At 70.7% G+C, this 17,744-nt stretch carries 12 protein-coding genes and 1 pseudogene; 4 read left to right on the top strand and 9 right to left on the bottom strand.

The annotated features are described in order from the left end of the window. Positions 1-77 precede the first annotated feature (77 nt). Positions 78-941 (top strand): hypothetical protein, encoded by an 864-nt coding sequence (locus GQQ93_RS14260; protein WP_157424886.1) that lies wholly within the window; start codon positions 78-80, stop codon positions 939-941. 83 nt (positions 942-1,024) lie between these two features. Here GQQ93_RS14260 and GQQ93_RS14255 read toward each other — a convergent pair whose 3' ends face one another. The 6 genes and pseudogenes from GQQ93_RS14255 to GQQ93_RS14230 form a co-directional block, all read right to left on the bottom strand. After that, positions 1,025-2,902, bottom strand: a complete 1,878-nt coding sequence (locus GQQ93_RS14255; RefSeq protein WP_157424885.1) for a 5'-nucleotidase C-terminal domain-containing protein — start codon at positions 2,900-2,902, stop codon at positions 1,025-1,027. Positions 2,903-3,159: 257 nt separating this feature from the next. Continuing rightward, a pseudogene (ilvC, locus tag GQQ93_RS14250) lies at positions 3,160-4,203 on the bottom strand (ketol-acid reductoisomerase); the annotation flags it as partial. A gap of 48 nt (positions 4,204-4,251) precedes the next feature. Beyond that, positions 4,252-4,761 carry an acetolactate synthase small subunit gene (ilvN, locus tag GQQ93_RS14245; protein WP_157424883.1) on the bottom strand — a complete coding sequence of 170 codons (510 nt, stop codon included), beginning with the start codon at positions 4,759-4,761 and terminating at the stop codon, positions 4,252-4,254. A 2-nt stretch (positions 4,762-4,763) separates the two neighbouring features. Next, positions 4,764-6,566, bottom strand: coding sequence for an acetolactate synthase large subunit (locus tag GQQ93_RS14240; protein WP_157424882.1), 1,803 nt, complete (start codon positions 6,564-6,566; stop codon positions 4,764-4,766). A 44-nt stretch (positions 6,567-6,610) separates the two neighbouring features. Then, complete coding sequence (gene ilvD, locus GQQ93_RS14235; protein ID WP_157424881.1) at positions 6,611-8,305, bottom strand: dihydroxy-acid dehydratase; 1,695 nt, start codon at positions 8,303-8,305, stop codon at positions 6,611-6,613. A gap of 9 nt (positions 8,306-8,314) precedes the next feature. Then, positions 8,315-10,564, bottom strand: coding sequence for a bifunctional alpha,alpha-trehalose-phosphate synthase (UDP-forming)/trehalose-phosphatase (locus GQQ93_RS14230; protein ID WP_157424880.1), 2,250 nt, complete (start codon positions 10,562-10,564; stop codon positions 8,315-8,317). A gap of 73 nt (positions 10,565-10,637) precedes the next feature. On the opposite strand from GQQ93_RS14230, the gene GQQ93_RS14225 reads away from it, so the two are divergent. Continuing rightward, on the top strand, positions 10,638-11,051 hold the full coding sequence (locus tag GQQ93_RS14225) for a RidA family protein (protein ID WP_157424879.1): 414 nt from the start codon (positions 10,638-10,640) through the stop codon (positions 11,049-11,051). Positions 11,052-11,120: 69 nt separating this feature from the next. Here the strand turns inward: GQQ93_RS14225 and GQQ93_RS14220 are convergent, their stop codons facing one another. Genes GQQ93_RS14220 through GQQ93_RS14210 form a run of 3 tightly spaced genes read right to left on the bottom strand, consistent with a single transcriptional unit; the run spans position 11,121 to position 16,768 of the window. Then, positions 11,121-13,229 carry a YhgE/Pip family protein gene (locus GQQ93_RS14220; protein WP_157424878.1) on the bottom strand — a complete coding sequence of 703 codons (2,109 nt, stop codon included), beginning with the start codon at positions 13,227-13,229 and terminating at the stop codon, positions 11,121-11,123. Further along, a complete protein-coding gene (locus tag GQQ93_RS14215) occupies positions 13,226-16,144 on the bottom strand; it encodes an MMPL family transporter (RefSeq protein WP_157424877.1) in 2,919 nt (972 codons plus the stop codon). Before GQQ93_RS14215 ends, GQQ93_RS14220 begins: the two co-directional genes overlap by 4 nt. A 9-nt stretch (positions 16,145-16,153) precedes the next feature. After that, positions 16,154-16,768 (bottom strand): TetR/AcrR family transcriptional regulator, encoded by a 615-nt coding sequence (locus GQQ93_RS14210; protein WP_157424876.1) that lies wholly within the window; start codon positions 16,766-16,768, stop codon positions 16,154-16,156. A gap of 98 nt (positions 16,769-16,866) precedes the next feature. Here GQQ93_RS14210 and GQQ93_RS14205 point away from each other — a divergent pair, with 98 nt between their 5' ends. Together GQQ93_RS14205 and GQQ93_RS14200 are read left to right on the top strand one after the other, a co-directional pair. After that, positions 16,867-17,055, top strand: coding sequence for a hypothetical protein (locus GQQ93_RS14205; protein ID WP_157424875.1), 189 nt, complete (start codon positions 16,867-16,869; stop codon positions 17,053-17,055). A 120-nt stretch (positions 17,056-17,175) separates the two neighbouring features. Beyond that, entirely contained in the window at positions 17,176-17,649 is a 474-nt protein-coding gene (locus tag GQQ93_RS14200) for a hypothetical protein (protein WP_157424874.1), read from the top strand. The last annotated feature ends 95 nt before the right edge of the window (positions 17,650-17,744 follow it).

The following is a 17,744-nucleotide window of genomic DNA, read 5'->3' as shown; positions in this document are numbered from 1 at the left end:
ACGAGCGCGACACCCACTATCCCCGGGTGCGCGCCGTCCAATATGCTCATCGCGGCACACAATCATGAGGGGACGACGTGGCAGAGCAGCGCAAGAAGAAGGTCGTACGGGTCGAGACGCCCGCGGGGCAGGCGGAGGCGGGATCGACGACGACGACGGCGGCGCCCGCTTGGACGCCGACGCCCGAGGCGAAGCAGAAGGCGACGCGGTTCCGCCTGATCGCCGGCGGCCTCTGGCTGCTCGCCATCGCCGGTGAGGCGTTCACGATCTTCTGGGTGCTCCGGCAGGTTCCGGTGGTCATGTGGCTGCTGATCACCCTCATCGTCGTGATCGGCGCGCTCGCGATCGGCGGCTCGCTGCTCTGGAAGCAGGCGAACCGCCTCGACCCGGCCTCGAAGGAGGACAAGGTCCGCTTCTTCGTGCAGAACCAGCTCGGCGCGATCATCGCGGTCATCGCGTTCCTGCCGCTGATCATCCTGATCTTCACGAACAAGGACATGGACGGCAAGCAGAAGGCGCTCGCCGGCATCATCGCGATCGTGATCGGCGGCGGCGCCATCGCGCTCGGCGTCGACTACGCCCCGCCCTCGGTCGAGCAGTACACCGAGGAGTCGAACATCGTCGCGCAGCTCACCGGCGAGGACCTCGTCTACTGGACGAAGTCGGGCAAGGTGTTCCACGTCTGCGAGGACGTGCCCGACGTCAACAAGGAATCGCAGGACGGCACCATCTACAAGGGCACGGTCGCGCAGGCGCACGCCGCCGGCAAGGACCGCCTCGTCAGCTACTGGGAGCGCGAGGCCGTCAACTACTGCGGCTACACGCAGGAGCAGGTCGACGCCGTGAAGGCCGACGTCGACGCCCCCGCCAATGAGGCGCCGGCCGAGGGCGACGAGCCCTCCGACGAGGATGCCACGGAGGAGACGCCGGCCGCGGAGTAGCACGCCCCGACCGCGAACGACGGCCCGCCCCTTCCGGGGCGGGCCGTCGTTCATCCGAGATGCCGTCGGCCGGGTACCGGCACTCAGAACACCGGCACGCCGTTCCGCACGAGCTTCCAGTTCTCGACGTGGAAGCTCGGCGGGTCGATCGTTCCGGCCGCCGAGGCGTACGCCACGATCGCCTCGCGGATCGCGACCTGCGCGTTGTACACGACCGGCGCCGTGGCGATGTGCGGGAATCCTCCGCCGCCCGACTGCCGGTAGTTGTTGACGGCCACGAGGAACCGCTGGTCGTCGGCCACCGGCGCGCCGTCGTAGCTGAGCGGCGAGATGCGCTGCCCGATCGGCTTCGAGAGGTCGATCGTGTACTCGACGCCCGAGAACTGGTCGTAGTTGTAGTCGGGCGTGAATGCCGCCCTCGGGGTCGGGGCGTTCGTCCACGCGGCGGGGTCCACCGGAGCGTCGGGGGCGACGAGCGTGAAGTACTCGGCCGAGAACTCGAGGTATTCCCTGATCTGCTTGCCGGTCAGCACCGAGGCCATGAGCGTGTTGTCGTAGATGTACAGGCCCGCGACATCCTTGATGGTGACCGGCCCGGCCGGGAAGCTCGCGGCGCGGTTGAAGGGCGCGGCGATCGAGACGATCGGCAGGGATGCCTCGGGGGTGCCCGCGACCGCGGCGCGCACCGTCTCGGTCTGCACCACGTTGACGTAGTCGAGGATCGCCGTGTCCTTCCAGCAGGCCTCGGCCGCCGACATCGCCTCGGTCGAGTTCGCGACCGCGGTGTTCATGTAGGTGACCACCGCGTCGTGCTGCCCGCGCACGAGCGCCACGAACTCGGGGTCGTCGACGACGGTGTTGGTGTTGACCGTCATCGCCGTGCTCGTCGCGACGCGCCACCGCCCCCGCTCGAACTCGAGCCCGAGGTCGAAGACGCTCACGCGCTGCCCCCAGTTCTTCGGCTCGCTCATGATGACCTGCTTGCCCGTCGCGAGGTTCGTGACGAAGCGCTCGGGTACCTCGCGGTGCGCGTGGCCGAACAGGATGGCGTCGATGCCGGCGACCTGTTCGGCGACGAGCGCAGCCGCGTTCTCGACCGGGAGGTCTCCCGAATACGACGAGGTGCCGCTGTCGCCGGAGTGCGCGCTCACGATGACGATGTCGGCACCCTCCGAGCGCATCACGGGCACCCAGCGCGCCGCGGCCTCGACGAGCCCCTGCACCTCGACGCGGCCGTCGACGTTCGCCTTGTCCCAGATCACGACGCCCGGGTTCGTGAGCCCGAGCACCCCCACCCGGATCGGCGGCCGGCCCTTCACCTTCAGCGTGGTGATCGTGTACGGGGTGTACCGCGGCACCTTCGTCCCGGCGTGCACGGCGTTCGCTGCGAGCACCGGAGCGTCCATCTGCGAGATCCAGTGGTCGAGGAAGTCGAGGCCGTAGTTGAACTCGTGATTGCCGAGGGCGACGGCGTCGTAGCCGAGGGCGTTCATCTGCGCGGCCATCGGGTGGGTCGCGCCGGTCTCGGTGACCGGCTCGACCGTCGCGTAGTAGAAGCCGAGCGGAGTGCCCTGGATCGTGTCGCCCGCGTCGAACAGCAGCGTGCGGTCGGCGCCGCGGTCGGCGCGGATCTGCTTCACGACGCTCGCGACCCGTGCGAGGCCGACGGCGTTGCCCGCGCTGTCGCTGTACGTTGCGTCCTTGTAGTAGTCCCAGTTGACGACGTTGGTGTGCAGGTCGGAGGTGCCCATGACGGTGATGGTCACCGACTTGTCGCCGGGCGCGGCGTTCGCGACCCCCGGCCACCCGGCGGCCGCGAGGGCGCCGGCGGCCGACATGCCGATGAGGACGTTGCGTCGTGAGAGGCCGGAGGACGACGGGGCCGCGGCGTCCCCGTCGGGGACGGCGCACGAGCACCAGCGGGGGGCGGGTTCGGGGTGACGGTGTGAGAGTTCGCTCATGCCACCCCATGCGACCACATGCGAGGCCGCCACGACAAGGGGTGGACGGTGAATTCGCCGTGCTCATTCGCGCACGACGGCGAACGGCCCGCCCCGGAGGAACCGGGGCGGGCCGTCGTGGTCTCGATAGGGCGCTGCGCGCCTACTCGACCGACGAGTGCGTCAGCGAGCGACCTCGCCGTCGGGCCGCGCCGACGCAGTCGGTGCGCCATGGGCGCAGTGTCGCGCGACTGCGTCGACGCGTGAGGACGCGAGCGTCAGCGAGCGACCTCGCCGTCGACGTAGTCGTCGTCGTCCGACGAGTTCCACGCGAAGAGCTTGCGCAGGTCGCGGCCGGTGGTCTCGATCGGGTGCTGCTCGCCCTTGGCACGGAGCTCCAGGAACTCCTTCTGGCCGTTGTCCTGGTCGGCGATGAATCGCTTCGCGAAGGTGCCGTCCTGGATGTCGGAGAGCACCGCCTTCATGTTCTCCTTGACCGACGGGTCGATGACGCGCGGGCCCGACACGTAGTCGCCGTACTCGGCCGTGTCGGAGACCGACCAGCGCTGCTTGGCGATGCCGCCCTCCCACATGAGGTCGACGATGAGCTTCAGCTCGTGGAGCACCTCGAAGTAGGCGATCTCGGGCTGGTAGCCGGCCTCGACGAGGGTCTCGAAGCCGTACTGCACGAGCTGCGAGGTGCCGCCGCAGAGCACGGCCTGCTCGCCGAACAGGTCGGTCTCGGTCTCTTCGGTGAAGGTCGTCTTGATGACGCCGGCACGGGTGCCGCCGATGCCCTTGGCGTACGACTTCGCGAGGTCCCAGGCGGTGCCGGTCGCGTCCTGCTCGACGGCGATGATGTCGGGGATGCCACGGCCGGCGACGAACTCGCGACGCACCGTGTGGCCGGGTGCCTTCGGCGCGACGAGGATGACGTCGACGCCGGCGGGCGCCTCGATGTAGCCGAACCGGATGTTGAAGCCGTGGCCGAAGACGAGCGCGTTGCCCTCGACGAGGTTGTCGCGCACCGACTCGGCGTAGATGTGGCGCTGGTACTGGTCGGGCGCGAGGATGACGACGACGTCGGCCCATGCGGCCGCGTCGGCGACGTTCTTGACCTCGAAGCCGGCCTCTTCGGCCTTCTGGATCGACTTCGAGCCCTCCTTGAGGCCGATGACGACCTCGACGCCCGAGTCGCGCAGGTTCTGCGCGTGGGCGTGGCCCTGCGAGCCGTAGCCGATGACGGCGACCTTCTTGCCCTGGACGATCGAGAGGTCGGCGTCCTGGTCGTAATACATCTCAGCCATTGCTGTTTCTCCTTGGTGTGGGTTGCGTTGCGGGACGCCGCGGCGCGCGCCGCGGCATCCGTTTCAGTTCTTGAAGACGCGCTCGGTGATGGACTTGCCGCCGCGACCGATCGCGAGGAGGCCGGACTGGGCGATCTCCTTGATGCCGTAGGGCTCGAGCACCTTGAGCAGGGCCTGGGTCTTGCCCGAGTCGCCCGTGACCTCGATCACGAGCGCGTCGGTCGACACGTCGACGACGCGGGCACGGAAGAGGTTGACGGCCTCGAGCACTTGCGAACGGGTCGTGTTGTCGACCCGCACCTTGATCAGCAGGTGCTCGCGCTGCACCGACTGGGCGGGATCGAGTTCGACGATCTTGATGACGTTGATGAGCTTGTTGAGCTGCTTCGTCACCTGCTCGAGCGGCAGCTCCTCGACGTCGACGACGACCGTGATGCGGCTGAGACCCTCGATCTCGGAGTGGCCCACCGCGAGTGACTCGATGTTGAAGCCGCGCCGGGCGAAGAGGCCCGCGACGCGGGTGAGCAGGCCGGGCTTGTTCTCGACGAGAAGCGAGAGCACGTGGGTCGACATGGTCAGTCCTCCTCGCTGAAGGCCGGCGAGTGGTCGCGGGCGTACTGGATGTAGCTGTTCGACACGCCCTGCGGCACCATCGGCCACACCATCGCGTCGGCCGAGACGACGAAGTCGATCACGACGGGGCGATCGTTCGTCTCGAGCGCGAGCTTGATCGCGGCGTCGACCTCCTCTTTCTTCGTCACCCGGATGCCGAGGGCGCCGTACGCCTCGGCGAGGGTGACGAAGTCGGGGATGCGCACCGTGTCGTGACCGGTGTTCAGGTCGGTGTTCGAGTACCGGCCGTCGTAGAACAGGGTCTGCCACTGGCGCACCATGCCGAGGGAGGAGTTGTTGATGACCGCGACCTTGATCGGGATGTCGTTCAGCCGGCAGGTCGCGAGCTCCTGGTTGGTCATCTGGAAGCAGCCGTCGCCGTCGATCGCCCAGACCACGCGGTCGGGCTCGGCGACCTTCGCGCCCATGGCCGCGGGGACCGCGTAGCCCATGGTGCCCGCACCGCCCGAGTTCAGCCACGAGTTCGGACGCTCGTACTTGATGAACTGCGCCGCCCACATCTGGTGCTGGCCGACGCCCGCGGCGTAGACGCCCTCGGGGCCGGTGAGCTGGCCGATGCGCTCGATCACGTACTGCGGTGCGAGCAGGCCGTCGCGCGGCTCGGTGAAGCCGAGCGGGAACTCGCTGCGGAGGCCGTCGAGCGTCGCCCACCATTCGTCGAGCTCGGGGGCCGTGCCGCCGGTGACGGTGCGGTAGGCCGCGGTGAGGTCGACGAGCACCTCTTTCGCGTCGCCCACGATCGGCACGTCGGCCGTGCGGATCTTCGAGATCTCGGCCGGGTCGATGTCGACGTGCACGACCTTCGCGTTCGGCGCGAACAGCGCCGCCTTGCCGGTCACCCGGTCGTCGAAGCGGGCGCCGAGCGCGACGATGAGGTCGGACTCCTGGAGCGCGAGCACCGCAGGCACCGTGCCGTGCATGCCGGGCATGCCGAGGTGCTGCGGGTGCGAGTCGGGGAACGCGCCGCGGGCCATGAGCGTCGTCACGACCGGGGCCTTCGTCGTCTCGGCGAGCGTGAGCAGCTCGTCGGAGGCGCGAGCCCGGATCACGCCGCCGCCGACGTACAGCACGGGGCGCTTCGCCTCGGCGATCAGCTGGGCCGCGGCCGTGACCTGCTTGCCGTGCGCCTTCGTGATCGGACGGTAGCCGGGCAGCTCGACCTTCGGGGGCCAGCGGAACGAGAACTTCGCCTGCTGGGCGTCTTTCGTGATGTCGACGAGCACGGGGCCCGGCCGACCCGTCGTCGCGATGTGCACCGCGGCGGCGATCGTCGCGGGGATCTCCGCGGGGTCTTTCACGAGGAAGGAGTGCTTCGTGATCGGCATCGTGATGCCGACGATGTCGGCCTCCTGGAAGGCGTCGGTGCCCATGAGCGTCGAGAACACCTGGCCGGTGATCGCGAGCATCGGCACCGAGTCCATGTGCGCGTCGGCGATGGCGGTGACGAGGTTCGTCGCGCCGGGGCCCGAGGTCGCGATGGTGACGCCGAGCTTGCCGCTCGATGCGGCGTAGCCGGTCGCGGCGTGACCGCCGCCCTGCTCGTGGCGCACGAGGATGTGCCGGAGCTTCTTGCTCTCGAAGAGCGGGTCGTAGACGGGGAGGATGGCGCCGCCCGGGAGTCCGAACACGTCGGTGATGCCGAGCATCTCGAGCGAACGGACGACCGCCTCGGCGCCCGTGATCTCCACGGGTGCGCCTGACGGCACTGCAGCGGGCGACGGCACGGGGGTCGATTCCGTGGTCATTCGATTCCTGTTCTGGTGGGCGATGGGTGCGGGAAGCGCAGCGCTCAGCCCGTCGTGGCGCCTTCAGCGGCGGAACGCACGAGCTTGGAGTACTTCGCGAGAACGCCTCGGGTGTAGCGCGGGGGAAGCGGAGCCCAGCCTTCACGGCGGGCGGCCAGCTCGGCCTCGTCGACAAGTAGGTCGATGGACCGGGCTGCGATATCGACCCGAATAAGATCACCATCGCGCACGAGAGCAATAGGACCTGCGTCTACTGCTTCGGGTGCCAGATGGCCGATGCACAGGCCGGTTGTGCCGCCTGAGAATCGACCGTCCGTCAAGAGTAGTACATCTTTTCCGAGCCCGGCGCCCTTGATGGCCGCGGTGATGGCCAGCATCTCGCGCATGCCGGGGCCGCCCTTCGGGCCTTCGTAGCGGATCACGACGACATCGCCGTGCTTGATCTCGCCGTTCGTCAGCGCGTCCATCGCGCCTCGCTCGCGCTCGAAGACCCGTGCGGGGCCCTCGAACACGGCCGCGTCGAAGCCGGCCGTCTTCACGACCGCGCCCTCGGGTGCGAGCGTGCCGTGCAGGATCGTGAGCCCGCCAGTCTCGTGGATCGGGTCGTCGAGGGTGTGCAGCACCTCGCCGTCGAGCGGGGGGAGGTTCATCTCGGCGAGGTTCTCTGCCATGGTCTTGCCGGTGACGGTGAGCACGTCGCCGTGCAGGAGGCCCGCGTCGAGCAGCGCCTTCATGAGCACCGGCACCCCGCCGCGACGGTCGACGTCGTTCATGACGTACTTGCCGAAGGGCTTGAGGTCGCCGATGTGCGGCACCTTCGAGCCGATGCGATTGAAGTCGTCGAGGGTGAGGTCGACCTCGGCCTCGCGGGCGATCGCGAGCAGGTGCAGCACGATGTTGGTCGAGCCGCCGAGCGCCATGCCCACGGCGATCGCGTTCTCGAAGGCCTGCTTCGTGAGGATCTGCCGCGCGGTGATGCCCTTGTTCAGCAGGTTCACGACGGCCTCGCCCGAACGGTGCGCGTAGTAGTCGCGGCGGCGGTCGGCCGAGGCGGGCGACGCCGATCCCGGCAGCGAGAGGCCGAGGGCCTCGGCGACGGAGGCCATGGTGTTCGCGGTGTACATGCCGCCGCAGGCGCCCTCGCCGGGGGCGAAGGCGCACTCGATGCGCTTGGCGTCCTCCTCCGACATCGTGCCGGCCTTCACCGCGCCCACCGCCTCGAAGGAGTCGATGATCGTGATGTCCTTCTCGGTGCCGTCGGAGAGGCGCACCCAGCCGGGGGCGATCGAGCCGGCGTAGAGGAACACGCTCGCGAGATCGAGTCGTGCCGCCGCCATGAGCATGCCGGGGATGGACTTGTCGCAGCCGGCGAGCAGCACCGAGCCGTCGAGGCGCTCGGCCTGCATGACGACCTCGACCGAGTCGGCGATGACCTCGCGCGAGACGAGCGAGAAGTGCATGCCCTCGTGGCCCATCGAGATGCCGTCGGAGACCGAGACGGTGCCGAACTGCAGCGGGTACCCGCCGCCGCCGTGCACGCCCTCCTTCGCGGCCTGCGCGAGGCGGCCGAGCGAGAGGTTGCACGGCGTGATCTCGTTCCACGAGCTCGCGATGCCGATCTGGGGCTTGTCCCAATCGGCATCGCCCATGCCGACGGCGCGGAGCATGCCCCGGCTCGTCATGGCCTCGATGCCATCGGTGACAGTACGACTACGCGGTTTGGGATCGAACTCCGACATGGATCGAGTCTATGGCCAGCGCGAGGGGCCCCCGCGCTGTGTGTCACGTTCCTCGGCCAGGCGCTCGAGCAGCTCGGCGACGTCGTCGGGGCTGCGCACCCGGTGCGTCGCGAGCGACTTGCCCTGCCCGACCTTGACGCCGACGTCGTCTCCCTCGAGCGTGGCGAAGGCGTCCTCGTCGGTGACGTCGTCGCCGATGTAGACCACGGCGCTCGCGCCGGCGTGCTGGCGCAGCCGGGTGAGCGCCTCCCCCTTGTCGCTCGAGCGCACCGAGAACTCGACGACGCCCTTGCCGCCGCGCATGGTGAGCTCGGGCAGCTCCTGCTCGACCTGCTCGCGCGCCTCGCGCTGCAGCTCGCTGCCGCGGGCGGCCTGCGACACCTTGCGGGTGTGCAGCGCGAAGCCCGCGGGCTTCCGCTCGACCCAGGCGCCGTCGGCCCGCGCGGCGACCTCTTCGAGGATGGCGTCGAGCCGACGCAGCTCGCCCAGCTCGCTGTCGCGCAGCTCGATCATGACCTCGCCGCCGTCGAGCTGCAGCTCGACGCCGTGCGAGCCGCTGAGCAGCGCCCCGCGTGGCGGATCGGCGACCTCGCGCAGGCTCCCGAGCGCTCGCCCGGAGACGATCGCGACGCGGGTGTCGTCTGAGGCGGCGAGCCGCTCGACGGCGGCCCGGGCCCGAGCGGTCGCCCGTGCGTCCTCGGGGCGATCGACGAGCGGCGCGAGCGTGCCGTCGAAGTCGAGGGCGATCAGCAGCCGCTCGGTGCCGGCGATGCGCCGCAGGGCGGCGGCGAGCGTCTCGGGCACGCCCGGTTCGATGATCCCGGCACCGGTCAGCGTCTTCAGGAAGCTCGCCGACCAGTTCGCCACGTCGTTCTCGCGCACGCGTCGGCGAAGTGCCCGCATGCGGCGCGTGCGCTCGCGCTTCGGCATCGACGCGGCTTCGACCATCGCGTCCTTCAGGCCCTCGATGTCGTGGGGATTCACGAGCACCGCCTGACGCAGCTCGTCGCTGGCGCCCGTGAACTCGCTGAGCAGCAGCACCCCGTCCTCGTCGAAACGGCAGGCGACGTACTCCTTCGCGACGAGGTTCATGCCGTCGCGCAGGGCCGTGACGAGCATGACGTCCGCGGCGAGGTAGAGCGCCACCATCTCCTCGCGGGGGTAGCCGTGGTGCAGGTAGGCGATCGCCGCGTGCCCGAGCGTCGAGTGGTCGCCGTTCAGGCGCCCCACCATGAGCTCGATCTCGTCGCGCAGTTGCCGGTACGTCTCGACGCGTTCGCGCGACGGGCTCGCGACCTGCACGAGCGTCGCCTGCTCGACCGTGAGACGTCCGTCGCGCAACAGCTCGCCGAAGGCCTTCAGCCGGTGCCGGATGCCCTTCGTGTAGTCGAGCCGGTCGACGCCGAGCATGACCGTCTCGGGGTCGCCGAGGCTCGCGCGGATCTCGCGCGCCCGCGCCTGCACCTCGGGGCGCCTGGCCATCTCCTCGAAGCCCGCGACGTCGATCGAGATCGGGAAGTGCCGCGCGACGACGTGCCGCACCTCCCCCGTGGCATCCGGCACGTCGATGACGCTGCCCCGCGTCGCGTAGCCGAACAGGCGACGCACCGCACGGGTGAAGTTGCCCGCGTCGGCCGCGCGCTGGAAGCCGATGACGTCGGCGCCGAGCAGACCGTCGATGACCTGGCGACGCCACGGCAGCTGCGAGTAGATGCCGTATGCGGGAAAGGGAATGTGGTTGAAGAAGCCGATGACGAGGTCGGGGCGGCTCTCCCGGAGCATCCGCGGCACGAGCTGCAGCTGGTAGTCCTGCACCCAGACGACGGCGCCGGGCGACGCCGCGCGCGCGGCGGCCTCGGCGAAGCGGCGGTTGACGCGCACGTAGGCGTCCCACCATTCGCGGTGGAACGAGGGCGGGGCGATCACGTCGTGGTAGAGCGGCCAGAGCGTGTCGTTCGAGAAGCCCTCGTAGTACTCCTCGAGCTCGGAGGCGCTGAGCGGAACCGGGATGATCGAGATGCCGTCGTGCTCGAACGGGTCGAACTCGCGGTCGGCGACGCCGGCCCAGCCGATCCAGGCGCCGTCGGCGGCGCGCATGACGGGTTCGAGTGCGGTGACGAGCCCGCCGGGCGAGCTCTTCCACTGCGTCTCGCCGTCGGGCCCGGCCTGGTAGTCGACGGGCAGGCGGTTCGAGACCACGATCATGTCGTAGGCGGCATCGACGTACAGGTCGTCGCGTGATGGTTCGGGGGCGTTCATAGAGCGGATGTCCCTCCTCGCGCTGTCCTCAGGCTAACAGTGCGGTGTCGGCGGTCGGTGCGATCGTCGAGACATGGAGATCACACGCTTGCAACCCGCAGGGCTCGTCGTGAGCCCCGCATTCAGCCACGTCGCCGTCGTGCCGCCCGGCGCGACGACGATCTACCTCGGCGGCCAGAACGGCGTCGACGAGACGGGGGCCGTCGTCTCCGTCGACGTCGCCGCGCAGTCGGTCCGGGCGATCGACAACGCGAGCATTGCGCTCGAGGCGGCCGGCGCGAGCCTCGCCGACGTCGTGCAGTGGACGGTGCTCATCGCCGAGGGCGCCGATCTCGGGGCGGCGTACGGCGCGATCGCGCCGCGCCTGGCCGGCCCAGGCGCCCCTCCGCTCGTGACCGCCGCGGTGGTGCGCGCGCTCGGGGTGCCGGGCGCACTCATCGAGGTGAGCGCGATCGCGGCGCTGCCGCCGGCCCCGTCGGTCGAGTAGCGAAGCGTATCGAGACCACCTGCCGTGGTCTCGATACGCTCCTTCGTCGTTGCTCGACCGACTCCGGCGTCAGCCGAGCGCGGTCGCCGCGAATCCGATCGAGCGGATGCCTCGGCGCCGGCCCACGACGAACGCGGTGCCGACCACTCCGAGGAGCCCGAAGAGCGCGAGCACTCCGGCCGCGCCGGCGACGACTCCGCCGCCCGCCGCGCCCGCGATGATCGACTGCATGCCCTGCACCGCCCAGGTGAGCGGCAGGAACGGGCTGATCGCCTGATAGGGGCCCGCGAGCACCTCGATCGGAACGAGCCCGCCGGCTGCGGTGAGCTGCAGCGCCACGAGCACGAGCGAGACGAGCAGACCCGCGCGCCCGAGCCACACCGTCAAGAAGGCGTGCAGCGCGGTGAACACGAGTGCGAGCAGCGCGGCGAATGCGAGCGTCTGCGGCAGCAGGTTCCACGCGACGCCCATCGTGCCGTGCAGCAGCAGCACGACGGCCACGGCCTGCGCGAGTGCGAGCAGTCCGGCACGGGCGAGCGCCCGCCAGACGAGGCCGCCGGTCGAGGCGGTGCTCCGCAGTGCCTCGCGCCCGAACGGGCGGAACACGAGGAACATCGCCATCGCGCCGAGCCAGAGGCCGATCGGCACGAACAGCATGCCGATCACTCCCCCGGTCGAGGCGATCTCGTTGTCGCGGGTGGCGTCGACCGTGACGGGTTCGGCGACGACGTCGGCGGTCTGCTCGGCATCGATGTCGCCGAGCTGCTGCGCCTCCTTCGCGCCGGAGGCGAGGCCGTCGGCGAGATCATCTGCGCCCGAGGCGAGCTTCGTGGCGCCGTCGGTCGCTCCGTCGGCACCGGCCTGCAGTTCGCCGAGGCCGCCGGCGAGTTCGCCGATGCCCGAGGCGAGCCCCGTCGCGCCGTCGCTGAGGCCGGCCGAACCGGCCGACAGCTGCTGCGCGCCCGAGGCGAGCCCCGAGGCGCCGTCGCGGAGGCCGGCCGAGCCGGCCGAGAGCTGCGAGGCGCCGGACGAGAGCTGCGCGATGCCGCCCTGGAGCGGGGCGAGCCCGGCCGCACCGGCCGCGAGCTCCGTGCCCGAAGCAGAGAGAGCCGATGCGCCGTCGCCGATGCCGACGACGCCGTCGCGCATGGCGCACAGCTCGGCGAGCTGCGCCGGCAAAGGCTCAGTCGAGCAGTCGGCGAGTCCGCCGGTCGCGCCGGAGACCGTCTGGTCGATGAGGGCGAGCAGCCCGGGCTCGAGCGCGTCGTAGTTCGTCGAGAGCGAGGTCACGCCCGCCGTGTAGTCGACGACACCGGTGCCGAGCCGCCCGAGGTCCTTCGTCTGCGTCGAGAGCTCGGCAAGCCCGCCGGCGATCCCGTCGACCCCCTGCGTGTACTTCGTCACGCCGGCCGAGTACGAGCCGAGCCCGCTCGCGATGCCGTCGACGCCGTCGGTGTACTGCGCCACCCCGTCGGCGTACGCCGACGCGCCGCTCGCGGCATCCGATGCGCCCGAGGCCGCCTGCCCGACGCCGTCGGAGAGCTTGCCCAGCCCGCCCGACAGCGTGCCGATGCCGCTCGAGAGCTGCGTCGCCCCGTCGGCCGCCTCGCCGAGCGAGCCGCCCATCTGGGCGAGGTTCGTGTAGAAGCCCTCGAGGTACTGGGCGGTCAGCTCGCGGCCGAACGCGGTCGACATCGCGTCGCCGACCGACTGCGCGACCGAACCGGCGAGGTAGCCGTGCGCGTCGTCGGTGCGGATGTCGAGGTTCGCCTGCGTCGGCGCCTGGCCCGAGATCGAGGTGACCGACTCCGAGAAGTCGGACGGGATCGTCAGCACGGCGTACGCGTCGCCCGATGCGAGGAGCTCGGAGGCCTCCTCGTCGTTCGAGATCGTCCAGGCGAAACCGGCGGAGTCGGCGCCGGTGAGCTCGGTGACGAGCTGGCGACCGGCCAGCACCGGCTGCTCGGTGCCGTCGGGCAGCGTCATGGTGACCATCTCGTCGTTGTTCACGACGACCGCCGGAATCTCGGCGAGGTTGTCGGTCGCGCCGCCGAGGGCGCCCGAGACGAGGCCGGCTACGGCGAGCGGAACGGCGACGACCGCGGCGACGAGCACGCCGAAGCGCGTGCGGCGCTGCGCCGGGGTCGAGCCGAACAGGCGGGAGAGTCGGGTGCTCATCGGTGTGCCTCCAGGCTGCGCGAGACGGGTTCGAGGGTGCGGATGCCACGGGCGGCGAGCGCGACCGAGGCATCGGGTGCCGGCGCATCGGCGCCGAGGCCGACGATCAGGGTGACCGTCGCGGGCACGAGGGCGTCGAGCGCCGCCCAGAGCGCGGGGCTCGCCCCGCTGGGCTCGTCGTCGAGGTCGAGCACGACGAGCTTCGGCCGCTCGGCGAGCGCGGCGGCGACGGCCACGACCGTGCGGGCCTCCGCGCCGAGCGAGGAGAGCGGGGTGTCGGCGTCGAAACGAGCGGCGGCTGCGACGGGCGCGCCGTCACCCGAGGCGAGCGGCGCGGAGCCGGCGAGCGCACGGGCCGCGCGCTCCGTCCAGTCGCGCACCTGCGAGCCGGAGACGCCGAGGCGGTACCAGGGCCTCGTCGCATCGAGTCGTGCGGCGATGAGCTCTCCGACCGTGGTGCCCGTCGGGGCATCCGAGGCGACCTCGGCCATCGCGACGTGGCGCATGACGCGACCCTGCCCGGTCGGCAACGGCGTGCCCTGCACGGCGACGCGTCCCGAGACGGGCGCGAGGCGGCCGGCGAGGGTCGCGGCGACGACGCGGCGGTCGACGGGTTCGCCGCGCACGACGAGCACGCCGCCGGCGGGCACCTCGGTCGAGAGCGGGCCGATGGGGCGCTCGGCGAGCCCGAACACGGCCTCGTCGACGTTGATCGCGGCGGGCCGCGCGGCGGCCCACTCCTCCTGCTCGAGGTGGGCGCGCAGCCCCTCGCCCTCGATGTCGACGTCGGGCAGGATCCGCGCGAGCCACTTCGGCAGCCACCAGGCGGCGCGGCCTGCGAGCGCCATGGCCGCGGGCACGAGCGTCATGCGCACGAGGAAGGCATCGAAGGCGACGCCGATCGCGAGCGCGAACGCGATGCCCTTGATGACCCCCGATCCCTCGGGCACGAAGGCGAAGAAGACGAAGAACATGATGAGCGCGGCGGCCGTGACCACGCGGGCGGCGTGCTGGAAGCCGTGCACGATCGAGGTCCGCGGCTCCTTCGTCTTCACGTACTCCTCGCGCATGCCCGACACGAGGAACACCTCGTAGTCCATGGCGAGCCCGAAGAGCACCGCCATGAGCAGGATCGGCAGGAAGCTCAGGATCGGCCCCGGCTCGACGTGCAGCAGTTCGGCGAACCATCCCCACTGGAAGATCGCCACGGTGACGCCGATCGCGCCGAACGCCGACAACAGGAAGCCGAGGGCCGCCTTGATCGGCACGAACACCGAGCGGAACACCATGAGCAGCAGCACGATCGAGAGCCCGACGACGATGAGCGCGAACGGGATGAGCGCGTCGGCGAGCCGGTTCGAGATGTCGATCGCGACGGCGGTGTAGCCGGTGACGGCGATGGCGGTGCCGAACTCCGCCTCGATCGAGGGCGCGAGCTCGCGGATCTCCTCGACGAGCGCCTTCGTCTCGGGGGTATCGGGGGCGCTCTCGGGCACCACCTGGATGATGGCGGTGTCGACGGTCTCGTTCGGCAGCCCCTCGCCGACGTAGGCGACGTCGTCGAGCTCGGCGAGCTGCGCGCCGATCGCGTCGAGGTCGTCGAAGATGTCGGTCGTCTGCGTGATGTCGACGGTCACGATGAGCGGGCCGTTGTAGCCCGGGCCGAAGCCGCTCTCGATCATCTCGTAGGCCTCGCGCTGGGTGGAGCCCGGCGAGCCCGCGTTGTTCGGCAGGTTGAGGTCGAGGCTCGCGGCGGGGATCGCGGCGGCGCCGAGGAAGCCCACGACGAGCACGACGAAGACGACCGGGGCCTTCAGCACGAGGTCGACCCAGCGTCGACCCATCGTCGGCTTGCCGCCGTCGTCGGCCGCGTTCGCGCGGCGGTGCGCGCGGCTGCCGGGCTTCGGCGCGAGTCGCTTGCCGAAGACGCCGAGGAGCGCCGGCAGCAGGGTGACGGCGCCGATGACGGCGATGAGCACCGCGAAGGCGGCGCCGACGCCCATGACGCTGAGGAACGGGATGCCGACCACGAGGAGGCCGAGCAGGGCGATGATGACGGTGAGCCCGGCGAACACGACCGCACCGCCGGCGGTGGCCACCGCCTCGGCGGCGCTGTCCTCTGGATCTTGGCCGCGGGCGAGCTGATTGCGGTGCCGCGAGAGGATGAACAGCGCGTAGTCGATGCCGACCGCGAGTCCGATCATGACGGCGAGCATCGGGGCGGTCGACGACACCGTGCCGAAGGCCGCGACGATGAGGATGCCGCCCGAGGCGGCGCCCACGCCGACGAGGGCGGTGAGCAGCGGCATGCCCGCCGAGAGCAGCGAGCCGAAGGTGATGATGAGCACGACGGCGGCGAACAGCACGCCGAACACCTCGGTGACGGTGAGGCCGAAGCTCGTCTCCTGGAAGACGTCGCCGCCGAAGGCGACCTCGAGGCCCGCGTCGTGGCCGAGCTCGCCGGTCGCCGTGACCGCGTCGAGCATCTCGGGGGTCACGTCGGTGACCTGACCGTCGAAGGTGATCTGGATGTAGGCGGTGCGCTCGTCGCCCGAGATCTGGTCGCCCGCGTACTCGTCGAACGGGCCGAGCACGCTCGCGATGCCGTCGAGGTCCTCGAGTTCGGCCTCCATGTCCTCGATGGCGGCGCGGGCGTCGGGGGCGTCGACGGTGTCGCCCTCGGGCGCTTCGATCACGGCCTTCGCCGAGGCGCCCGCGGTCTGCGGGAAGACGGCGGCGAGCTGGTCGATCGCGGTCTGGGACTCGGTGCCGGGGATGGCGAACGAATCTTGCAGCTGCCCGCCGAGGCCGAGGCCGGCGCCGAGGAGGGCGCCGAGCGCGAGCACCCAGGTGACGATGACGAGCCAGGCGCGGCGGTACGCGAAGCGGCCGATGCGGTGCAGGAGGAGAGCCATGGGCGGGGCCTATCGGGTCTGGCGGCCGTCGGCCGGGAGGAGGAGTTCGGAGACGACCTCGACGAGCGCGGCGCGCATCTCGTCGTCGTCGTGGGAGTTCGTGAGTTCGCTCATCTCGACGTCGTCGAAGAACGTGGCGCCGGCGACGAGCGCGTACGTCGCGCCCGCGAGGGCGACGCCGAACCGCATCTGCTCGACGAGGGTGGCGCCCGAGCAGATCGCATCGGCGAGCACCCGGATCGCGGCGTTGCCGCGTTCGACGATCGGGATGCCGCCGAGGGAGTGCCCCTGGCTGACGAAGAGGTGCACGGCGAGGCGCTCGCCGAGCAGCAGGTCGACGAAGCGCGTGATGAAGACGCCGCGTGCGGCGTCGGAACGGCGCCCCTCGGCGAAGTCGTCGACGAGTGCCTCGAGGCGTTCGATGGCCGGCGTGATCGCGGCCTCGAGCAGCGCCTCCTTCGAGGCGTAGTGGTAGAGCACGCTCGACTTCGAGTACCCGGCATGGTCGGCGATCTGCTGCAGCGAGGTGCCGGCGAAGCCGACGGTCGCGAATTGCTCGAGCGCGGTGCGCAGCAGTTCGTCGCTGGCTCGGGCGCGCGAGGGGAGGGTCGCATCGGTGGGCATGCTTCGACGGTAATTGACCGATCGGTCAGATCCTGCACGATCGGTCAGATTCACGGATGACTCACAGCCGGTGTTCACCGCACGGTAGCGTGGCGGACATGCGCAAGTACCTCTTCAGCGGAGCCGTGATCAGCGCCGTCATCAGCGGGATCGGCGTGGCAAAGACCACGCTCGACGGTCCGCGCGACTGGCGCCTGCTGCTGATGTGGGTGTCGTGGGCCGCGAGCCTCGCGATCGCGATCGGCACGGTCGCCGAAGAGACGAAGCGCACCGAACTCGGCGAATAGCGCGCCGACGCCGCGCCCGCCCGGCGTGTCATTCGGAATCCGCGCCGCCGTGCCCGAGACTGGGACGAACGACCCGAGACGACGCAGTACCCGCTGCACCACGACCGAGAGGGGCCACCGATGTTCCGCCGCTGGCGCCGCGCACGGCTTGCCGCCCAGGCCTCCGCACACGCTGCCGCTCCTGCCGCGACTCCGCCGCGCCCGACCGCGGCCGACCTGCGTGGCGAGCACATCTTCGAACTCCTGAACGCCCGCCTCTCCGAGTTCATCGGCCAGGGCGGCGGATGGTCGCTGGTCCGTCGCTCCGACGGCGACACCGATCGCATCTTCCACGCGATGCTCACGCACCAGATCGCGGCCGAGCTCACCCGTGCGATCCTCGACGAGCGCGACTCGGTCGCCGTCGTCGTGCCCGCGGGTGAAGAGTCGATGGCCCTCGGCTGGGAGCCCGCACCGCTCATCGTCTGGGCCGACCCCGTCGCGAGCGACTCGGTCGAGACGGCCACCGAGTCCGTCGATGCCGAGGCGTCCGAACTCGCCGCAGTGCGCATGATCGGGCCGATGACCGAGCTCGAGACGCGCGCGGCCGCCTGAGCCGGGCGAGTCCGGGCCGTTCCAAAATCGGCCGTGCATTCTTGTACGGCTGAGCCGACGGGGCACTCCCCCGCCCTTCTAGCGTGAAATCACGG

This window comes from Agromyces lapidis (assembly GCF_009749405.1).
In the GTDB taxonomy this organism is placed as follows: Bacteria; Actinomycetota; Actinomycetes; order Actinomycetales; family Microbacteriaceae; genus Agromyces; species Agromyces lapidis.
Note: the sequence above shows the minus strand (reverse complement) of the source record. Positions and strands in the feature narration are given on the sequence as shown.